Source organism: Pseudomonas sp. LM13 (assembly GCF_041381355.1).
Taxonomy (GTDB): domain Bacteria; phylum Pseudomonadota; class Gammaproteobacteria; order Pseudomonadales; family Pseudomonadaceae; genus Stutzerimonas; species Stutzerimonas frequens.
On the sequence record NZ_JACBXH010000005.1, the window covers coordinates 157,775 to 175,485 of the forward strand.

At 59.2% G+C, this 17,711-nt stretch carries 17 protein-coding genes and 1 pseudogene; 9 read left to right on the plus strand and 9 right to left on the minus strand.

The window, feature by feature from the left end; genetic code table 11:
• The first annotated feature begins 66 nt into the window (after nt 1-66).
• From HZR81_RS06560 to HZR81_RS06585, 6 genes are all read left to right on the plus strand, one after another.
• Nucleotides 67-618: a sugar ABC transporter ATPase gene (locus tag HZR81_RS06560; protein ID WP_500127661.1), complete on the plus strand. Its 552-nt coding sequence runs from the start codon at nt 67-69 to the stop codon at nt 616-618.
• A 126-nt stretch (nt 619-744) separates the two neighbouring features.
• The gene (gene guaB, locus HZR81_RS06565) at nt 745-2,214 is read left to right on the plus strand and encodes an IMP dehydrogenase (RefSeq protein ID WP_020307003.1); all 1,470 of its coding nucleotides are present in this window, start codon (nt 745-747) and stop codon (nt 2,212-2,214) included.
• Nucleotides 2,215-2,331: 117 nt separating this feature from the next.
• On the plus strand, nt 2,332-3,912 hold the full coding sequence (gene guaA / locus HZR81_RS06570; protein WP_020307002.1) for a glutamine-hydrolyzing GMP synthase: 1,581 nt from the start codon (nt 2,332-2,334) through the stop codon (nt 3,910-3,912).
• A 301-nt stretch (nt 3,913-4,213) separates the two neighbouring features.
• On the plus strand, nt 4,214-5,470 hold the full coding sequence (locus HZR81_RS06575; RefSeq protein ID WP_500127642.1) for a tyrosine-type recombinase/integrase: 1,257 nt from the start codon (nt 4,214-4,216) through the stop codon (nt 5,468-5,470).
• Between the two features lie 60 nt (nt 5,471-5,530).
• Nucleotides 5,531-5,806: a hypothetical protein gene (locus HZR81_RS06580; protein ID WP_500127643.1), complete on the plus strand. Its 276-nt coding sequence runs from the start codon at nt 5,531-5,533 to the stop codon at nt 5,804-5,806.
• Between the two features lie 4 nt (nt 5,807-5,810).
• On the plus strand, nt 5,811-6,335 hold the full coding sequence (locus HZR81_RS06585; RefSeq protein ID WP_200632167.1) for a helix-turn-helix transcriptional regulator: 525 nt from the start codon (nt 5,811-5,813) through the stop codon (nt 6,333-6,335).
• A 14-nt stretch (nt 6,336-6,349) separates the two neighbouring features.
• On the opposite strand, the gene HZR81_RS06590 is transcribed toward HZR81_RS06585, so the two are convergent.
• Together HZR81_RS06590 and HZR81_RS06595 are read right to left on the minus strand one after the other, a co-directional pair.
• Nucleotides 6,350-6,721, minus strand: a complete 372-nt coding sequence (locus HZR81_RS06590) for a helix-turn-helix transcriptional regulator (protein WP_200632165.1) — start codon at nt 6,719-6,721, stop codon at nt 6,350-6,352.
• 203 nt (nt 6,722-6,924) lie between these two features.
• Entirely contained in the window at nt 6,925-7,716 is a 792-nt protein-coding gene (locus tag HZR81_RS06595) for a hypothetical protein (RefSeq protein WP_023087035.1), read from the minus strand.
• Between the two features lie 111 nt (nt 7,717-7,827).
• Here HZR81_RS06595 and HZR81_RS06600 point away from each other — a divergent pair.
• Nucleotides 7,828-8,286: pseudogene (locus HZR81_RS06600) on the plus strand (TraB/TrbI/VirB10 family type IV secretion system protein); the annotation flags it as partial.
• Entirely contained in the window at nt 8,283-8,546 is a 264-nt protein-coding gene (locus tag HZR81_RS06605; protein ID WP_500127644.1) for a DUF2274 domain-containing protein, read from the plus strand. The pseudogene HZR81_RS06600 and the gene HZR81_RS06605, both read left to right, overlap by 4 nt.
• Before the next feature lie 93 nt (nt 8,547-8,639).
• Here HZR81_RS06605 and HZR81_RS06610 read toward each other — a convergent pair whose 3' ends face one another.
• The 6 genes from HZR81_RS06610 to hemA are packed head-to-tail and all read right to left on the minus strand — an operon-like array spanning nt 8,640 to nt 15,539.
• Entirely contained in the window at nt 8,640-9,575 is a 936-nt protein-coding gene (locus HZR81_RS06610) for a LysR family transcriptional regulator (RefSeq protein WP_500127645.1), read from the minus strand.
• Between the two features lie 18 nt (nt 9,576-9,593).
• Nucleotides 9,594-10,802 (minus strand): MFS transporter, encoded by a 1,209-nt coding sequence (locus HZR81_RS06615; RefSeq protein WP_500127646.1) that lies wholly within the window; start codon nt 10,800-10,802, stop codon nt 9,594-9,596.
• Nucleotides 10,803-10,859: 57 nt separating this feature from the next.
• On the minus strand, nt 10,860-12,713 hold the full coding sequence (asnB, locus tag HZR81_RS06620; RefSeq protein WP_500127647.1) for an asparagine synthase (glutamine-hydrolyzing): 1,854 nt from the start codon (nt 12,711-12,713) through the stop codon (nt 10,860-10,862).
• A 23-nt stretch (nt 12,714-12,736) separates the two neighbouring features.
• Nucleotides 12,737-13,807 (minus strand): Gfo/Idh/MocA family oxidoreductase, encoded by a 1,071-nt coding sequence (locus HZR81_RS06625; RefSeq protein ID WP_312842059.1) that lies wholly within the window; start codon nt 13,805-13,807, stop codon nt 12,737-12,739.
• Nucleotides 13,804-14,307 (minus strand): GNAT family N-acetyltransferase, encoded by a 504-nt coding sequence (locus tag HZR81_RS06630; RefSeq protein ID WP_021209644.1) that lies wholly within the window; start codon nt 14,305-14,307, stop codon nt 13,804-13,806. Before HZR81_RS06630 ends, HZR81_RS06625 begins: the two co-directional genes overlap by 4 nt.
• Complete coding sequence (hemA, locus tag HZR81_RS06635; RefSeq protein ID WP_042926821.1) at nt 14,307-15,539, minus strand: 5-aminolevulinate synthase; 1,233 nt, start codon at nt 15,537-15,539, stop codon at nt 14,307-14,309. Before hemA ends, HZR81_RS06630 begins: the two co-directional genes overlap by 1 nt.
• A gap of 140 nt (nt 15,540-15,679) precedes the next feature.
• On the opposite strand from hemA, the gene HZR81_RS06640 reads away from it, so the two are divergent.
• The gene (locus tag HZR81_RS06640; RefSeq protein WP_500127648.1) at nt 15,680-16,543 is read left to right on the plus strand and encodes a helix-turn-helix transcriptional regulator; all 864 of its coding nucleotides are present in this window, start codon (nt 15,680-15,682) and stop codon (nt 16,541-16,543) included.
• Between the two features lie 474 nt (nt 16,544-17,017).
• Here HZR81_RS06640 and HZR81_RS06645 read toward each other — a convergent pair whose 3' ends face one another.
• On the minus strand, nt 17,018-17,638 hold the full coding sequence (locus HZR81_RS06645) for a TetR family transcriptional regulator (protein WP_312842061.1): 621 nt from the start codon (nt 17,636-17,638) through the stop codon (nt 17,018-17,020).
• Nucleotides 17,639-17,711 lie beyond the last annotated feature (73 nt).

A 17,711-nucleotide genomic window follows, 5' to 3' on the forward strand; every position in this document is an offset into this window, starting at 1 on the left:
GCCTTGACCGGCCAACGCGCGGCGCTAAGCTGCGCGGCCTTTCTTCATCTCCCGTTCCGAGCCGTCATGAGCCACAGTCAAGCGATCATCGTGCCGCGCATTTCCACGTTTCCAGCGCACGAAGCCAAGGCGCGGATGATTCTGCGCTGGCTGGCCGAGCGGCGTATCGTCGAGGCGCTGCCGACCACCTGCGGCCGCGGTGTTGGCGGCATGGGTTACGCCATCGCTTCCGGTGCGCGCAGCGTCGTGCAGCATCCGGAGCGCTTGCCCTTTGGCGCGGCCATCAACGGCCTTGAAGTGGTGACCAGGCGCTGCATCTACACGCCGACACGGGATTTCGCCGAGGAGGCAGGTTGCCCCGAGTGCCGCCGCGAGATTGGCGAAGCGTTGTTCGAAAGCCTCGACGAGTGGATGCCTAAGCAGACCGACAATTTCACCTGTCCGGAATGTGGCTTCGAGGACGATATTAATGGCTTCCTGTTCATTCCGGCCTGCGCGTTTTCCAACCTGGGCTTCATTTTCAACGGATGGGGTGAGGCCGGCTTGCGTCAGTCGTTCCTCGACGAGTTCGCCGAGCGCCTGGGTTTCAAGGTGGCGCTGATTATCGATCGATCGTGACCTCTTGGTCATTCCGGCGATGCTGCGCACTTTGCCGTGCGCGACATACCTCACAACCGCATTGAGCGTGATGGGGTGCGTGGGTATAATGCCGCGCTTCCTTTTTCCCGCCTGGGAGCCCCCGCCATGCTGCGTATCAGCCAAGAAGCCCTGACTTTCGATGATGTTCTCCTGATCCCGGGATATTCCGAGGTTCTGCCGAAGGATGTCAGCCTCAAGACCCGCCTGACCCGCGAAATCGAGCTGAACATTCCGCTGGTTTCCGCGGCCATGGACACCGTCACCGAAGCCCGCCTGGCCATCGCCATGGCCCAGGAAGGCGGCATCGGCATCATCCACAAGAACATGAGCATCGAGCAGCAGGCTGCCGAGGTGCGCAAGGTCAAGCGTCACGAGACCGCCATCGTCCATGATCCCGTCACCGTCACCCCGGAAACCAAGATCAGCGACTTGCTGCGCAAGGCCTACGAGCTGGGTTTCTCCGGTTTTCCGGTGGTGTCCGGCAAGGAGCTGGTGGGCATCGTCACCGGCCGCGACCTGCGCTTCACGCCGAATGCCGGTGATTCCGTCGCGGCGATCATGACGCCCAAGGACAAGCTGGTCACCGTCCTCGAGGGCACTGGTCTGGAAGAGATCAAGACCAAGCTCTACGAACACCGCATCGAGAAAATGCTGGTGGTCGATGCCAACTTCCACCTGCGCGGCCTGGTGACCTTCCGCGACATCGAGAAAGCCAAGACCTACCCGCTGGCCTCCAAGGACAGCCAGGGCCGTCTGCGTGTTGGTGCGGCGGTCGGTACCGGTGCCGACACCGGTGACCGCGTCGAGGCGCTGGCCGCGGCGGGCGTCGACGTGGTGGTGGTGGATACCGCCCATGGCCATTCCCGTGGCGTGATCGATCGCGTGCGCTGGGTGAAGGAGAACTTCCCGCAGGTGCAGGTGATCGGCGGCAACATCGCCACCGCCGAAGCCGCGCTGGACCTGGTCAAGGCGGGCGCCGACGCGGTCAAGGTCGGCATCGGCCCGGGTTCGATCTGCACCACCCGCATCGTCGCCGGTGTCGGCGTACCGCAGATCTCCGCCATCGCCAACGTTTCCGCCGCGCTGGAAGGCACCGGCGTGCCGATGATCGCCGACGGCGGTATCCGCTTCTCCGGTGACCTGTCCAAAGCCATTGTCGCCGGCGCCAACGCCGTGATGATGGGTTCGATGTTCGCCGGTACCGAAGAAGCCCCGGGCGAGATCGAACTGTTCCAGGGCCGCTCCTACAAGGCCTACCGCGGCATGGGCTCCCTGGGCGCCATGTCCCAGGCGCAGGGCTCCTCGGATCGTTACTTCCAGGACTCGTCCGCTGGTGCCGAGAAGCTGGTACCCGAAGGCATCGAAGGCCGTGTGCCGTACAAGGGTTCGCTGTCGGCGATCATCCATCAGCTGATGGGTGGCCTGCGCGCTTCCATGGGCTACACCGGCAGCGCCACCATCGACGAGATGCGCACCCGTCCGCAGTTCGTGCGCATCACCGGTGCCGGCATGGCCGAGTCGCACGTGCATGACGTGCAGATCACCAAGGAAGCCCCGAATTACCGAGTGGGTTGATCCGCTCAGCGCTCAGCTAGACAGGCGCCGGAAGCTGGCAGCGGGAGCCGGGAGAAATCCTGGTTTCGGCTTCCAGCTTCCGGCTTTCAGCTTCAGGCTCTTTCCGAAGGAAAGCTCATGGCTCACCAAGACATTCACGCCCACCGCATCCTGATCCTCGACTTCGGTTCCCAGTACACCCAGCTGATCGCCCGCCGCGTGCGCGAGATCGGTGTGTACTGCGAGCTGCATCCGTGGGACATGAGCGAGGACGACATTCGTGCCTTCGCGCCACGCGGCATCATCCTCGCCGGCGGCCCGGAGTCGGTTCACGAGGAAGGCAGCCCGCGCGCGCCGCAGGCCGTGTTCGATCTGGGCGTGCCGCTGTTCGGCATCTGCTACGGCATGCAGACCATGTCCGAGCAGCTGGGTGGCAAGGTGCAGGGCTCCGACGTTCGCGAGTTCGGCTATGCCCGCGTCGATCTGGTCGGCAAGTCGAAGCTGTTCGACGGCATCGAAGACCACATGGATGACGACGGCGTGTTTGGCCTCGACGTGTGGATGAGCCACGGCGACAAGGTCACCGAGATCCCTACCGGCTTCCACATCCTGGCCAGCACCCCGAGCTGCCCGATTGCCGCCATGGGCGACGATGCCCGTGGCTATTACGGCGTGCAGTTCCACCCGGAAGTGACCCACACTCGCCAGGGCGGTCGCATCCTGTCGCGCTTTATCCTGGAGATCTGCGGCTGCGAAGCGCTGTGGACGCCGTCGAATATCGTCGAGGACGCCATCGCCCAGGTGCGTGCTCAGGTCGGTGATGCCAACGTTCTGCTCGGCCTCTCCGGTGGTGTCGATTCGTCGGTGGTCGCGGCGCTGCTGCACAAGGCGATCGGCGACCAGCTGACCTGCGTCTTCGTCGACAACGGCCTGCTGCGCCTGCACGAGGGCGACCAGGTGATGGCCATGTTTGCCGAGAATATGGGCGTCAAGGTGATCCGTGCCGATGCCGAGGCGCAGTTCCTGGCCAACCTCGAAGGTGAGGCGGATCCGGAGAAGAAGCGCAAGATTATCGGTCGCACCTTCATCGACGTGTTCGATGCCGAGGCCAGCAAGCTGGACAACATCCAGTTCCTCGCCCAGGGCACCATCTATCCCGACGTCATTGAGTCTGCCGGCGCCAAGAGCGGCAAGGCCCATGTGATCAAGTCGCACCACAACGTTGGTGGTCTGCCGGAAGAGATGAACCTCAAGCTGGTCGAGCCGCTGCGTGAACTGTTCAAGGACGAGGTGCGCAAGATCGGCCTCGAACTCGGCCTGCCCTACGACATGGTCTACCGCCACCCCTTCCCGGGCCCTGGCCTGGGCGTGCGTATCCTCGGCGAGGTGAAGAAGGAATACGCCGACCTGCTGCGTCGCGCCGACCACATCTTCATCGAAGAGCTGCGCAACTTCGACTGGTACCACAAGACCAGCCAGGCCTTCGTGGTGTTCCAGCCGGTGAAATCGGTCGGTGTGGTGGGTGATGGCCGCCGCTACGCCTGGGTCGTCGCGCTGCGCGCGGTGGAGACCATCGACTTCATGACCGCGCGCTGGGCGCACCTGCCATACGAGTTGCTGGAGAAGGTGTCCAACCGCATCATCAACGAAATCGAAGGCATCTCCCGCGTGACCTACGATGTGTCGAGCAAGCCGCCGGCGACCATCGAGTGGGAGTGAAATCAGGTCCTTCAGGGACTATCGGCACCTATCGATAAGATGCTGTAACGTGTTGATTTAGAAGAAAATATGTCACGGCATCTATCGGTGGCTATCGCCGAGCAGCAGAACGCTCTGGCGGTAAGGGTGACGGTAGGAATCGGAAGCCGGATTAAGACCCTCCCGTTTACTATCGAGACCAAACCGGTCTTTGACGGTAAATCTCTCCTTGGGAAAGCTTGCGCCATGCGGCTTTCCCGGCATCAGCAGGTCTCCTGGCCCTTGACGGTAAAAGCCGTCATGAACAGGAGGAAAAACCTCGATGCTTACTGACACCGCGCTGCGCAATCTCAAGCCCAAAGCCAAGCCCTATAAGGCTTCCGACCGTGATGGCATGTACGTGACGGTATCTCCCGGCGGTACCGTCACCTTTCGCTACGATTACCGTCTCAATGGGCGCCGGGAGACGCTGACCATCGGACGGTATGGCCCAGCGGGAATTTCGCTGGCCATGGCTCGCGAAAAGTTGCTGGATGCCAAGCGAATGGTCGCCCAGGGCATATCGCCCTCCCTGGAAAAGCAGCGGGCCAAACGGCGTCTGACAGCTGCCAAGTCGTTCGGCGACATGCTGAAGAACTGGCTGGCTGATGCGCGTATGGCCGACAGCACGCGGTCCATGCGCAAGAGCATCATCGACCGCGACATCTTGCCGGTCTTCGAGAACCGGCTCCTGACCGAAATCACTCCTGACGATCTGCGGGCGCTCTGTGCCAAGGTGAAGGGCCGTGGCGCTCCGGCTACGGCCGTCCATATTCGCGACATCGTGAAGCAGGTCTATGCGTTCGCAATCCTGCATGGCGAGAAGGTCGAGAATCCGGCCGACGATGTGAAGGCGGCATCGATCGCCACCTTCGTGCCGAAAGACCGAGCGCTGACTCCGACCGAGATTCGCCTGGCTTTTCACCAGTTGGAGTCCATTGCTGCGTACCCCACTATACGGTTGGCCTTGCGGCTGGTGCTTTTGACCCTTGTACGTAAGAGCGAGTTGATTGAGGCGACCTGGAATGAGGTGGATTTTGAAAATGCCACCTGGACGATCTCCAAGCAACGGATGAAGGGGCGCAATCCCCATGTGGTCTACCTGTCGCGACAGGCCTTGGATATCTTCATTGCGCTACACACCTGTGCTGCTGGTTCCAGATTCGTGTTGCCCTCACGCTATGACATCCACCGCTGCATGTCGCACGCCACTTTGAACCGGATCACCCAACTCATTGCATCGCGTGCTAAGGAAGCGGGGCTGCCGTTGGAGCCGTTTACTGTTCACGACCTGCGCAGGACAGGATCCACATTACTCAATGAGGTGGGTTTCAATAGCGACTGGATCGAGAAGTGCCTGGCGCATGAGGATGGGCGTACATCGCGCTCGGTCTACAACAAGGCCGAGTACGCGGAGCAGCGGCGCCATATGCTGCAGGAGTGGGCAGACATGGTCGATGCCTGGATCGATGGTCGGACTTATGTGCCGAAGCTGCTGCCGGAACATGTGACCGTGCCGGTGTTGAGTGCCGCTGTTTAAGGGAATGGGTTGGTTGTCAGTTGACAACCTGTCGAGTCATGGGGATACTGGAGATCATTAATGGGCCGTCCCTCGCATCCGAAGAAAGAGGTCGAAGAAGCGCTCAAGCATGCCGAAGGGCAGGGGTGGCGCATCGAAGTTGGCGGCAGTCACGCCTGGGGGCGGATCTACTGCCCCTACAACGACGAGGAATGTCGCTGCGGCGAGTTCTGCATCACGAGCGTGTGGAGTACGCCGAAGAACCCCAGCAACCACGCACGCGCCTTACGGCGCGTGGCGGACAACTGCACCACGCATCGTAAGCATCAGGATGCTGCCGACGGTGCAGAGGAGTAGCACGATGGAATACACCTTCACACTGAAATACCAACTCGCCGAGGATGGCCGTACTCCGGATATTCTGGTCGAGCGCCTTGGCGAATCGGGCTGCGACGATGCCCTGGTAGGCATCGGCCAGCCGGGTCGGCTGGCGCTGGAGTTCACTCGAGAGGCGGAGAGTGCAGATGCGGCTGTGCGCAGTGCACTGGCCGATGTGCGCCATGCAGTGCCCTCTGCCAGGTTGATCGAGGTCGCCCCTGATCTGGTTGGTCTAACCGACGTGGCCGAAATGGTTGGGGTATCGCGACAAAACATGCGCAAGCTGATGCTGGCCAATCCGGGCAGCTTCCCGGCACCGGTACACGAGGGCAGTGCGTCGATCTGGCACCTGGCAGACGTGCTGGCCTGGCTACAGACCAAAGGTGGTTATTCGCTGGCCAGGGATGTTCTGGAGGTGGCGCGAGTGGCCTTGCAGGTCAATCTAGCCAAGGAAAGTCGACGTTTACCGCGCTCGGCTTCCGAGGAGCTGGAGGCTCTCGTTGGCTGAGGTGACTGCCGGCCTCATGCCTGATCCGAACCCGCCCGAACAGGGCGAGTTTTCCTTAGGCGGACATCCGGTCCGCTGATGTCTTTACGAGGCGCCTGCTTGCGCTCCTCGATCCATGCTTCGATCTCGGCCAAGTCCCACACCACGCAACGTGGTGTCAGGTTAAAGCGTCTAGGGAACTCGCCACGTCGCTCCATCTCGTAGATGGTCGTCTCAGATAGCGGGATGATCTGCCTCAGCTCTTGTCGTCGAATGGTGCGCCGGAAGGGAAGGGGGCTTCCCTTCGGAAACTGCGGCAATGCCTCGTAGGCTTCCGTGTTAGGCCTCGGAAGAGGCTGGACGAATTCGAGAATTGACGCGCCGGGTGTAGGCGATAGATGTTCCATCTCGGACTCCGTGAGTCTGGTTGGATGGGGCATCTTGCGGTTCGGTGCTTATCGGGACAACCCGCTGCGGCGTACAGGGGCAGACCTGGTGCGATTATTGGCTGCTAGAAAGCTTTCAGTGATGTTATTTCATCGCTGAGGTTGTGGCAGTTCTCCAGTTAATTCGATCCTGCTCCCTTATCCAGCAGCTCAGCCGGAGGTGATCATTCTGTAGGTGTCGATTTTGGTGCCTTCTTTCGTGATGCTGAAGAAGTCAGCGACGGCAGGCACTCAAACAGACGTTCCGCATACACAAACCCCATACGTCTGACGGCACTCTGATCGAAATACAGCAGCCAGGCCGCGAGTAGCGCCATCGAAATAAGCAGTGTCAAGCCAGCGGCGAGTCCCGGGTCTGCAAAATGCACGGGGTAAAAATGGGGAGGCGTTATCTGCAGAACCTTTGCAATCAGCAATCCGTAGAGGATTCCCAGGAGGCTCGACAGGATGCCGACGGGCTTCATCGCCAGCATATTGCGGTGGAATCCGTAGGCAATATTCTCTTTCAGTAGGAGTTGCTTATTGGTACGCGTGAGTTCGCGAAGTCGCTTGGTTGCTCCGATGTAGATGTCGTCCGCTTTGTCAGGGTTCGCTGATTCTTCTTCTGCCGTTGGTATGTCGATACCCAGTTTAGTAGTGATCGCAGAGTGGTACCTCTGCTTGCTTACGCTATCGAGAAAATTGTCGCGATGCCGCAGGGCTATGGTTGTAGGCATGCCGCCCCATTTCTTGACTAAAAGCTCTTCAAGCTTTTTACCGCGCCCACGTGCCACGCTCGCAAGCGCGTAAATGGCGCCGCAGCCGCCAAGTAAACCGATAACGCCTGTGAGCACAGGATGCTTTGCTCCGTATACGCATAGCAAAGGGACGAGCAATGGCAACGCCACGAGAAGACCCGGAACCACTCGAGCCTTGCGCTCGTATGGGTCTTTAACTAGTTCGAAAATTGTTGTCATGGGAGGTCAGGCCTGGGCTGTCAAAGCATCGATGTAGGGTTGGATTTCATCGCGATTTCTCAGCGTGATCTGTTGCGCGAGAGGGTCTGCGGCTTCCTTGGTATGCAAGCCCAGGGTTCGAGAATACTTGGACGTTACAACAGCCAGGTCAGCTACGGGCAGAGCCGCGTGCAGGTGGTGTGGAACCGCATCATCCTGCCGGACACAAGTTCGCTGACGCTGGATAATTTGATCGGCACCGACCCGGCCGGCTACGCCGGCCTGGAGGATGGGACCGACTGGCATTGGAATCGCGTCTTCGCCGGCGCTGCGTTGACCACGCTGCTGGGTATCGGCGCCGAGCTGGCAGCACCGGAAAACCGACAGGGCGGAGACCGCGTCATCATCGCTGGTCGCGATGGCCTTCAAGACAGCGTCAATCAGGTGGGCCAGGAAATGACCCGGCGCAATATGAACATCCAGCCGACATTGACCGAACGACCAGGCTTGCCGGTGCGCATCATCGTTAACCGGGACTTGGTGCTGCGACCTTACCAACCCTTGTTCTTTAACAGTGGAGGATCACGATGAGCGCGACGCGCAAGCTGAGACTGGGGCCGCTGCCTAAGACTGAGAACACCAAGCTGACCTTTCTCTGTCCTGCAAGTCTTAAGGCCGATCTAGACCGTTACGCCTCGATGCACGTGGAGACATATGGCGAGCCGGTTGATGCGGTAACCCTCGTCCCGTACATGCTGGAGGCCTTCATGGCGGGGGACCGCGGGTTCAAACGTGAGGCAAACCGCTCTGGATCCTCGTCGCTTTCTACGCCGAGCGCTCAGAGCGCTTGAAGCCCGCCGTTGCGCAAGGCACAGCGGGGCTTGAGGTTGTAGCTGCAGCAAATCCTGGCGAGTGCCCACTGGACTCGTGGCTCAGGTCCGTACCTATGCGTCCAGAGAGCGCAAGCCTGTCGGTTGGTGGCCGGAATGATCATCCATGCCGCACGCAACCCGTGCCACTCGGTCGATAAAACGATCCAATGGTGCTGACGGCTCGCTATTGCGACGAACCAAGTAGGTGGTCAGCTTGCTCTGGCCCGCCAGGGGACGGGTGGCGATGTCCGGATTATGGAGCTCTGAAATTCGCGGCAGGCTGGAGAACCCCAGACCGTAACCGGCGGCTACCAGCGCGATCATCAGATCGAGGGTTGGGACACGCTCCGCAATGGTCAGTCTGGGCGCAATAGGCCTTAGTACGAGCTGTAGCTGCTGCCAGAACCCTTCGCAGACTTGAGGCTCACAGAGCACCAATGGGAGCCCGGCGAGTTCCTCCAGCGGAATCTCGCGGTGGGCGAGCAATTGGTGGCGTGCTGGCAGGGCAACGACAAGCGGGTCATGCCATACGGGCACGGCCAGCAGCCCGTCAGCCTGGTATGTGGTTTGCGACAGACCGACATCGAACAAATCGTCCAGCAGGCCTCTGGTCTGCATCGCAGACGGCACTTCGCGCAGGAAGATTTCGATGTCGGGGTCTTCCTCGCGGCACAGCGCGAGCAGCGACGCCAGCCGCGATTGCGGGACGCCGTCGGACAGGGCAATACGTAGCTGACCTTGGTAACCCGAAGCGGCGCCTTTCACGCTCGCTTTGGCCTGCTCTACGACCGCAATGACACGCCGGGCTTCTTGCAACAGGACCGTGCCGGCCCAGGTGAGACGCGTTCGGCGCGTTGTGCGTTCGAACAGCTGCACACCCAAGCGGTACTCCAAGTCCTTGATGGTCCGCGACAAGGGCGATTGCTCCATATGCAAACGTTCGGCAGCCCGTGCGAAATGCAGCTCCTCGGCGACGGCCACGAAACAGCGAAGATGACGAAGCTCCAACTTGCACCTCCGGCTAGGTCAATGGTTGGTTTCAGGTTGGACTGTGCGCGGCCAGGCTCGCTGACGACGAAGGTTGAGAACCTGAAGCAGTGCGCCGAGTAAGGCGATCAAGCCGGCACAGGCGGCCAGCGTCCAGGTGGGCATCTGTAGCAGCAGGACGAAGCCTCCGGCGGCCGCACCTATGGCGCTGCCCAGGTATAGCGCCGATTCGTTGAGAGCGATGGCAAGGTTGCCATCGCCGTGTGCCTGCCTGGCCTGTATCAGTTCGTTGTTCTGCGGTACCTGCAGGGCCCAGCCTACGGCGCCCCATGCCATGATCGGCAGCATGACCAGCCACGTGCCGAGCGTGGCCGCAACCGGTAAGAGAAACAAGGAGGCCGAGAGGATGACCATAATGGCGAAGACCAGCACGGGCCCCCTGACTCGATCGACAACCGGGCCTACAAGAAAGCTGCCGAGCACGCCGCCGATGCCCCAGATCCAGAGATAAGGCGTTACCGAGCGGACTGCACCGAGTTCCGGGTCGGCGAGCAGTGGAGCGATAAAGGTATACATGCCCAGACTGGCAACGGCAGCTAGTAGGGAAATAAGAAGTATGGTCATCACGTGCCCATCGGCAAGGATCCTGAGCTTTTGTCCCAGGGAGCTGGTGGGCGCCGCTTGCAGCCTCTGCAACATCAATACCAGGCCCGCAAAAGCTAACAACCCCAGCAAGGTGACGAGCCAAAGTGCAGCTTGCCAGCCGAAGCGATCTGCAGTTATCAAACCCACTGGAACACCCAGCACAACGCCGCTGGCCATACCCCCCATGATGATGGCGATCGACTTTCCGCGCCGCTCGGGCGATGAGAGCGCTGCTGAGGCGCCGATGCCCATGGCGAGGTAGACGCCAGCGCCGATCCCGGCTACGGCCCGCCAGATCACTAGTTCGGTAAACTCTGCTGCGAGGGCGCTGGCCGCGTTTGCTAGAACGAACAATCCAAGCGCGAATAGCAGACTGGTGCGTTGATGATCGGGCGGGGTCAGCGCAACGAATACCGGCGAGCCAAGGCCATAGGCGAGGGTAAAGGCGGTCACCAGCTGCGCAGCCACAGCGACCGAAACGGAAAAGGAGGCCTCGATTAGGGGAATCAGGCCTGCTGTGACATAGGAGGCCATGCCCAGCGCGAATGCACCGAGTGCGATCAGGTAGATGGGAAGTTGCTTGTTGGAATACGGGGTATTCATAGTATCGCCGCTCCAGGAAGAAGGCTGGACGCGGCCGCCGGACCGCGTCGCGCTGAGTTAAGGTTCGAGGCTGACATCCTGTTCGGTCAGCCAGGTGTTCAGGCCAACCGCCAGCTCCATGCCCATGCGGTCGTACATGGGCGAGGTGTCGCCAACGGGTCTCTCCAGGGTGCGCTTGACCTGCGATGCATCGAGAAGGGCTCGCACAGGTGCGTCCTTGTCGGCCATGATCTGGATGAGTGAGGTGCGAAGCGCCTGCTCGTAAGCAGGATCCTGCGTCGAGGGGTAGGGGCTCTTGACCCGATCGCTGATCGATTCGGGTAACAGGTCACGAGTCGCCGCACGCAAGATGCTCTTTTCGCGCCCGTCGAAGGTCTTCATTTCCCAAGGAATGTTGAATGCGTACTCGACAAGCCTGTGGTCACAGAAGGGCACCCTGACCTCAAGACCGACGGCCATGCTCATCCGGTCCTTGCGATCAAGCAATGTCTGGACGAAGCGGGTCAGGTTGACGTAGCTCATCTGGCGCATGCGCCGATCCGTCTGCTCCTCCGACGGCAGTACTGGGGCTTCGCTGAGCGCCTGACTGTAGCTATCCTGTACGAACCCGGGCAGGTCTAGCTGATGTAGGAGCGCCGGCTCGAAGAGGGTCTTGCCGTCGAAGTATTTGCCCGTCACAGACACCAGCCAGGGAAAGGTCTGGGCCTGGATTGCCGCGGGGTCGTGGAACCAGCGGTAGCCCCCAAAGACCTCGTCCGCGCTTTCTCCGGACAGTGCAACGGTGGAGTGCTGGCGCACTTCCTGGAACAGCCGATAGAGCGATGGCCACATGTCGCCCCAGAAGGCAGGCGGTAGATCGAGCGCCTCGATGACTCGATGGCGAAGCGCCGGATCGGCCAGCTCTCGGCTGTCCAGGACGATCTCGTGATGACTGCAGTGGATACGCTCAACCAAGTCGCGAACGAAGGGCGCATCAGGCGTGCCCCTCACTGCATCGCTGGCAAAACTGCTGCCGTGATCGAGAAAATCGACCGAGAACGAATGAATGTTTTCCTTGCCTTCAGCAAGCAGTTTTCTGGACGCTAAGGCGGTGATGATCGACGAATCGAGACCACCGGAAAGCAGGCTGCACAGGGGTACATCCGAAACGACTTGCCGCTGCACGATATCTTCCAGGAGATCTCGCGTATGCCGGACGGTCTGGTCAAGCGTATGACCATGCTCACGAGCCTCGAGTCGCCAATAACGGTGTCGTGTGAGGCCCTGACGATTGATGCGAACGACCTCGCCAGGCAAGACTTCACGCATGCCGTCATACACTGCATGGCCCGGAGTTTTGACCATCTCCAGGATCTCACGCAGCCCGTCGGCCCTTACGGTACGGGGCACGAGCGGGTTGGCTAACAGGGCCTTGGGTTCGGACCCAAACACCACCCCGTCGACCGTCTCGTAGTAATAAAGCGGCTTCACGCCCATCCGGTCACGAACCAGCAGTAGTTCCTGCGTTGTGAGGTCCCAAACCGCGAAGGCATACATCCCGTTGAGCCGCTCGACGAATCCCTCTCCCCATTCTAGGTAGGCGCGCAGGACCACTTCAGTGTCGCTGAGGCTTTCGAAACGATGGCCGCGTCCTTTCAGCTCGGCGCGCAGTTCACGAAAGTTGTAGGCCTCACCGCTGTAGGTGATCGCCGCCGCTTCTAACCCGTCGTCGCGTCGAGCCAGCATGGGCTGCCGACCACCTTCCAGGTCGATTATTGACAACCTTCGATGGCCAAAGCCGATTGGACCCGTTATCCAGATCCCCTCGGCGTCGGGCCCCCGATTTGCCATCGTCTCGGTCATGCGCTTCAGCGTATTGCGTTGCGCCTGCATGTCCTGGCTGTAGGACAGCCATCCAACTATTCCACACATGTGGTTCTCCCGCTGATATCCATTTAGCCGAGGGCTTCCAGGTCGCTGCCCTCGACGAGCAAGGCGCGCTGAGCGCCACGGTTGTAACGGGCCGCGGCAGGGGTGAGCGCGCGATGCTCCAGTTGATTGAGCAATTCCTGTAGCTCGACGGCGTCGTCCAGGCTGGCGAATGGGAGGGGAGGCGGCTGGCGCCGCACGACCCAGTCAAGGACCTGTTGGCAGAACTCAGAAAGCTTGTGCAGAATCTCGAGTCCCGACTGGCTGGGAGAGAGTCGGAGCTCGTGCAGCACGAGTTCCGTGCCGTCGATATCCCGCATCCAGATCCGCAGATGGTCATGATCCCAGCGCGGCGTATCGAAGGTCAGTCGCGCATGGATAAGCTGGTCTTCCCGATCGATAAAGCTGAAGTCGACGGTGCGTTGGCGAACGACGTTGACAAAGCTGCTGTAGCCGGTGACTGGCGCGGAACCAAGGACAGCAGTCAGCTGCACGGTGTCGAGAACCGCAAGTCCAGATACCGAAAAGTCTGACCGGATACCCAGAACGCCATCCAGCCGCAGCGGACCCGCGGTCGGGCATACCCAGCGCAGCAGATCCAACGCATGAATCGCTTCACTGGTAACTCCGCAAGTGGGCCGGTAGTCATTGATGCGATCCTTGCCCCAATAGAAGCTGGCACGTGCCAATTCCCACCCATGGCGGGCGACCCATTCACGCAAGATCTGCGTCGCCTGCGAATAGCGCTCAATCAGATTCAACGCGAATCCGCCGACACCGCTGAGCGCGTCTTGGACGCCGTTCAGCGCGTCAGTGGGTGTGGCGAGCGGCTTTTCGCAGACGACAAAGCCTTGGTAGCCCGCAAGCTGGCGCAATACATCGGCGTGACTTATATCGTTGGCACTGACCACTACGATATCGGGTGTGAAATGCTGGAGCGCACTGTCAATGCAGGCGAAGTAACGCAGTGGCGTAGCTTTCTGACGTCGTCCGACATATGCGATAGAGGTCGAAACACCGGCTCGGTTTGTGACATGTTCGAATGCTTGGCGAAATCGCTGTCCGGCGTATCCCAGGCCAATAATCAATACGTTCATGCTGACGCCCCCTGGCGAAGCAGGAGGCCCTCGCCTGTTGGGCAGAAGCCAAGACGTTCGTACAGCCCGGATGCGCCTGCTGTAGTCTGGAGCGCTACCGTTGCAACGTCCCGGTTGCCAAACCAGCGAAGCAGATGATTCATGAGCTGAGTTGCGATGCCGTGCGCCCTCCATTGCGGATCAACCACAACCGACTGGATCCATCCGGACAGACCGTTAGCATTCGCAGCGGTGGGCGCCCTGAGATCGATGATTCCAGTAGCACAGCCGGCGACTTGCCGAGTTTCACAGTGTTCAGCTACGAGCACCTGCACACTGTCATGTACCCCTAGGTGCGCGGCTAGCCAGTGCTTATACGCCGTACGCCATCTTTCAGAGTCCGTCTGGCTGCGGCTGGCGTAAATGGCCGACGTACCGTCTAGCAAGAAGGACCTCAGTTCTATCAGCCACTCGATGTCCTCCTGCGTCGCGTTTCGCACGGTGAACGATAAGTTGTTCATCAGGCCACCTCCGAAGTGAAGGTTTTGGATGCCAAAGGGATCGCAAAATGGTCGAAGGTTTCGCGCAGGCAAACGGCTAGATTCTCGATCTGGGCTTGGCTGTGGTTGGGCGTTGCGTTAACCCGAAAGCGCTCCGTACCGACCGGCACAGATGGGTAGTTAATTGGTTGGAGATAGACCCCGTGTGTGTGTAGTAGCCGCAGGGCGGCAACTTTGCAGCGCTCAGCGTCACCGACCAATACCGGCAATACGTGCGTTTTCGAGCAGGGCATGACGGGAATGTCGTGTTGTTTCAAACGCTCGCGCAATAAGGCGGTGTTGATCTGTAGCTTCTGGCGCTCGTCATCGCTTGACTTGAGATGCTCGACACTTGCCAGGCAGCCAGCCGTGACGGCAGGAGGAAGGGACGTGGTAAAGATGAAGCCTGTCGCAAAGGAACGTACTGCGTCCACGATGACGCGGGTCGATGCGATGTAACCACCGATTACGCCGATGGCCTTGGCCATGGTGCCTTGGATGATGTCGATCTTGTCGACCAGGTCGAGCTCGGCAGCGATGCCAGCCCCTCGAGCGCCGTACATGCCGACCGCATGAACTTCGTCGAGATAGGTCAGCGCGTTGAAGCGCTTGGCAACTTCCACGATGTCGGCAATCGGTGCGATGTCGCCGTCCATCGAGTAGATCGACTCGAACACAATCAGCTTCGGTTGACCAATTGGATAGCGGGACAGTATCTGGGCCAGGTGTTCCACGTCATTATGGCGAAACACCTGCCGTTCATTCGGTGTTGCTCGGATGCCGTTGACGATCGATGCGTGATTCAGCGCATCGCTGATCACGACACAATCGGGGATTTGCCTCAGCAGGCATTGGAGGGTGGCGTCGTTCGAGCCAAAGCCGGTCGGGAAAACCAGTGCCGCTTCTTTATCGTGCCAGTCGGCAAGACTCGCCTCGAGTCGCTCATAAAGCTCGTAGGAGCCACCTATGTTGCGCGAACCGCCTGAGCCAGCGCCGTACGTTTCCAATGCCAGGTGCATCTGCTCGCGTACGGTCGGGTGCTGCGACATTCCTAGGTAGTCGTTGCTGCACCACACAACGACCGGATCCGGCTGCTCGCCGTTCAGCTTGGCGAACGGATACTGGCCGCAGATGCGACTGAGAGTGGTGAAGGTGCGGTACTGGTTGGAGGACTTCAGTAACTCCAATTGCTGACGAAGCAATGATTGGTACATCCGAATATCTCCTGAACGATCAAGCCGCTCGATGCCGGCCAGCTGGCTGGAACGGGGCATTGGCGACGAGGAGTTATTCTTAATCCCGCTTCAATGGGGTTACAATTTGACCTCTTATACTATTACTGGAGAGTAATTGGATGAGCGCTCCTCGCAGCCTTGAGCGAAACCGGGCGGAGCTGGCTAACTTTCTGCGAAGCCGCCGTGAACGTATTTCTCCACAGGACGCGGGCTTGCCTTCTGGTGCAAGACGGCGGACTCCGGGGCTTCGACGGGAGGAAGTCGCAGCCCTCGCCGGGGTAGGCCTGTCTTGGTACACCTGGCTGGAGCAGGGGCGAGAGATCAGCGTATCTGCGACTTTCCTCGAAAATCTGTCGCGCACATTGAAGCTGGACGCCACCGAAAGACGGCATCTTTTTTTGCTGGCGCATCAGAGGCTCCCGCCAGAGCCGGGCAAAACCTGGTGTGTCGTGCCACCGCTCGTTCATCGGTTGATGGCCGATCTCCCAATGCGTCCGGCGTACGTCCTCAATCTTCGCTGGGATGTGCTGGCTTGGAACGCGGCTGCAGATAAGGTCTTCGCTTTCTCGAGCGTTCCGACAGAGCGGCGCAACTTCCTTTGGCTGTTGTTCACCGCATCTTCGATGCGCGCATTGCTCGACCCGTGGGAGGATCAGTCCTTGCAAATGCTATCGAGTTTTCGCCGTGATTTCGTCAGGGCAGCCGAGGACCCCGACATTGGAGCATTGGTTAAAGATTTGGAGAAGATCGATACCGATTTCAGGACCTGGTGGCGGCAACAGGATATTCATGGACCCTGCCAGGGCATCCGGAATTTTCAGATCGACGGGATCGGCAAGGTGGTGTTCGATCACACCTCACTCACGATCGATGTCGACCGTGACTTGCGGCTTGTCTACTATGCGGCGAAAGACGGGCAGGTACAAAGCCGGCATTTTGAGCGATGGCTGACGACCTCGAGCGGAAACGCGATCGGCGTGTAGCAGGCCTTTACCCAATACTTGGGGTAAGTGAGGTAGGCGGGTCGCACAGAGTACATGGTTACTAAGACTCCGGTGTACGCCGAATTCAAACAAGCTTCAACGATACGGTGTTTCTCTCATCAGGCTGTCGGACCGCTTTGCAGCATTACGTACTTAACCGCGGGGCTTGTAAAGGCGCACGAAGCCGATGATCCGAACTGGCCTGAGAGGCTATGAAAAGGCTGGAGCTACATGGGTAGGTTAGGCCAACCGCTGATGGTTGTTGCGAACATCGGCCTGCCTAATTTACTCAAGCGGCATGGCTCCTATAAAGCCTTTGAAAAGGTAAATGATCAAGTTACCAATGCTACCGGAAAACAGTAATTTTTTTTAGAGCTAGTCTTTCTGACTTGCCAGCGCATTTCGGTCACTATGTTTTGCAGCGACGTTGTTACGTCAAATCCATAAAATCTTGACAGCAAGGATGCCAAGTCGTTAGATACTGTCCCAGTTTCTGACGAGGCCTCGAAAAAGCGGGTCGATCAACGGACCGCTGTCCACTATGGGATCGAACAATTGCGGGTTTCTTGTCCAGTCAGTGAACAAGCCAATAATAAGAGTATGTATCGAGATTGCAGCCATTCGAGGTGTAACACCTTGCTGCAGTATCTCAATGTTGCTGGCAAATATCTGCTCGCATTGATCAATAAGCTGAATTATCAAGAAATTGTGGCGAGCTTCCGCTGCGATAAGCTCGTCGGTGAACTCGCAGCGATGCAGAAGAATTTTCATGACGCGGCTTTTTTGCTGGTCTATCGCCAGAGCATTTAGGCCTTCTACACATAAATCCCGTAATAAGCGCAACGAATGTTGTGAAGAATTATCATTGGTCACTCCCATTATTTTCTCAGGTGATATTCGAACCTGGTCGAGTAGTTGGTTTAATAGGTCGGATTTGTTTTCGAAATGCCAATAAACTGCGCCACGCGTTACGCCCGCATCATGGGCAATCTGGCTGAGACTCGTTCGTGTCACTCCGTTAGCTAGAAAGAGCCGCTCCGCAGATGCGAGAAGTGCCGTCCGAGTTTTTTTGGCGTCTTCTTTTGTTCGTCGCATTGTTTCTCTCAAACTTTTCTCTACTGGTCGTACCACTAGGCAGTTGTAATTGTGTTCCTGACGACAGGTGATT

Excerpts from the sequence above, each read along its gene's own strand:
- HZR81_RS06560 (WP_500127661.1), top strand. The coding sequence starts at position 67 with ATGAGCCACAGTCAAGCGATCATCGTGCCGCGCATTTCCACGTTTCCA.
- guaB (WP_020307003.1), top strand. The coding sequence starts at position 745 with ATGCTGCGTATCAGCCAAGAAGCCCTGACTTTCGATGATGTTCTCCTG.
- guaA (WP_020307002.1), top strand. The coding sequence starts at position 2,332 with ATGGCTCACCAAGACATTCACGCCCACCGCATCCTGATCCTCGACTTC.
- HZR81_RS06575 (WP_500127642.1), top strand. The coding sequence starts at position 4,214 with ATGCTTACTGACACCGCGCTGCGCAATCTCAAGCCCAAAGCCAAGCCC.
- HZR81_RS06580 (WP_500127643.1), top strand. The coding sequence starts at position 5,531 with ATGGGCCGTCCCTCGCATCCGAAGAAAGAGGTCGAAGAAGCGCTCAAG.
- HZR81_RS06585 (WP_200632167.1), top strand. The coding sequence starts at position 5,811 with ATGGAATACACCTTCACACTGAAATACCAACTCGCCGAGGATGGCCGT.
- HZR81_RS06590 (WP_200632165.1), bottom strand. The coding sequence starts at position 6,721 with ATGGAACATCTATCGCCTACACCCGGCGCGTCAATTCTCGAATTCGTC.
- HZR81_RS06595 (WP_023087035.1), bottom strand. The coding sequence starts at position 7,716 with ATGACAACAATTTTCGAACTAGTTAAAGACCCATACGAGCGCAAGGCT.
- HZR81_RS06605 (WP_500127644.1), top strand. The coding sequence starts at position 8,283 with ATGAGCGCGACGCGCAAGCTGAGACTGGGGCCGCTGCCTAAGACTGAG.
- HZR81_RS06615 (WP_500127646.1), bottom strand. The coding sequence starts at position 10,802 with ATGAATACCCCGTATTCCAACAAGCAACTTCCCATCTACCTGATCGCA.
- asnB (WP_500127647.1), bottom strand. The coding sequence starts at position 12,713 with ATGTGTGGAATAGTTGGATGGCTGTCCTACAGCCAGGACATGCAGGCG.
- HZR81_RS06625 (WP_312842059.1), bottom strand. The coding sequence starts at position 13,807 with ATGAACGTATTGATTATTGGCCTGGGATACGCCGGACAGCGATTTCGC.
- HZR81_RS06630 (WP_021209644.1), bottom strand. The coding sequence starts at position 14,307 with ATGAACAACTTATCGTTCACCGTGCGAAACGCGACGCAGGAGGACATC.
- hemA (WP_042926821.1), bottom strand. The coding sequence starts at position 15,539 with ATGTACCAATCATTGCTTCGTCAGCAATTGGAGTTACTGAAGTCCTCC.
- HZR81_RS06640 (WP_500127648.1), top strand. The coding sequence starts at position 15,680 with ATGAGCGCTCCTCGCAGCCTTGAGCGAAACCGGGCGGAGCTGGCTAAC.
- HZR81_RS06645 (WP_312842061.1), bottom strand. The coding sequence starts at position 17,638 with ATGCGACGAACAAAAGAAGACGCCAAAAAAACTCGGACGGCACTTCTC.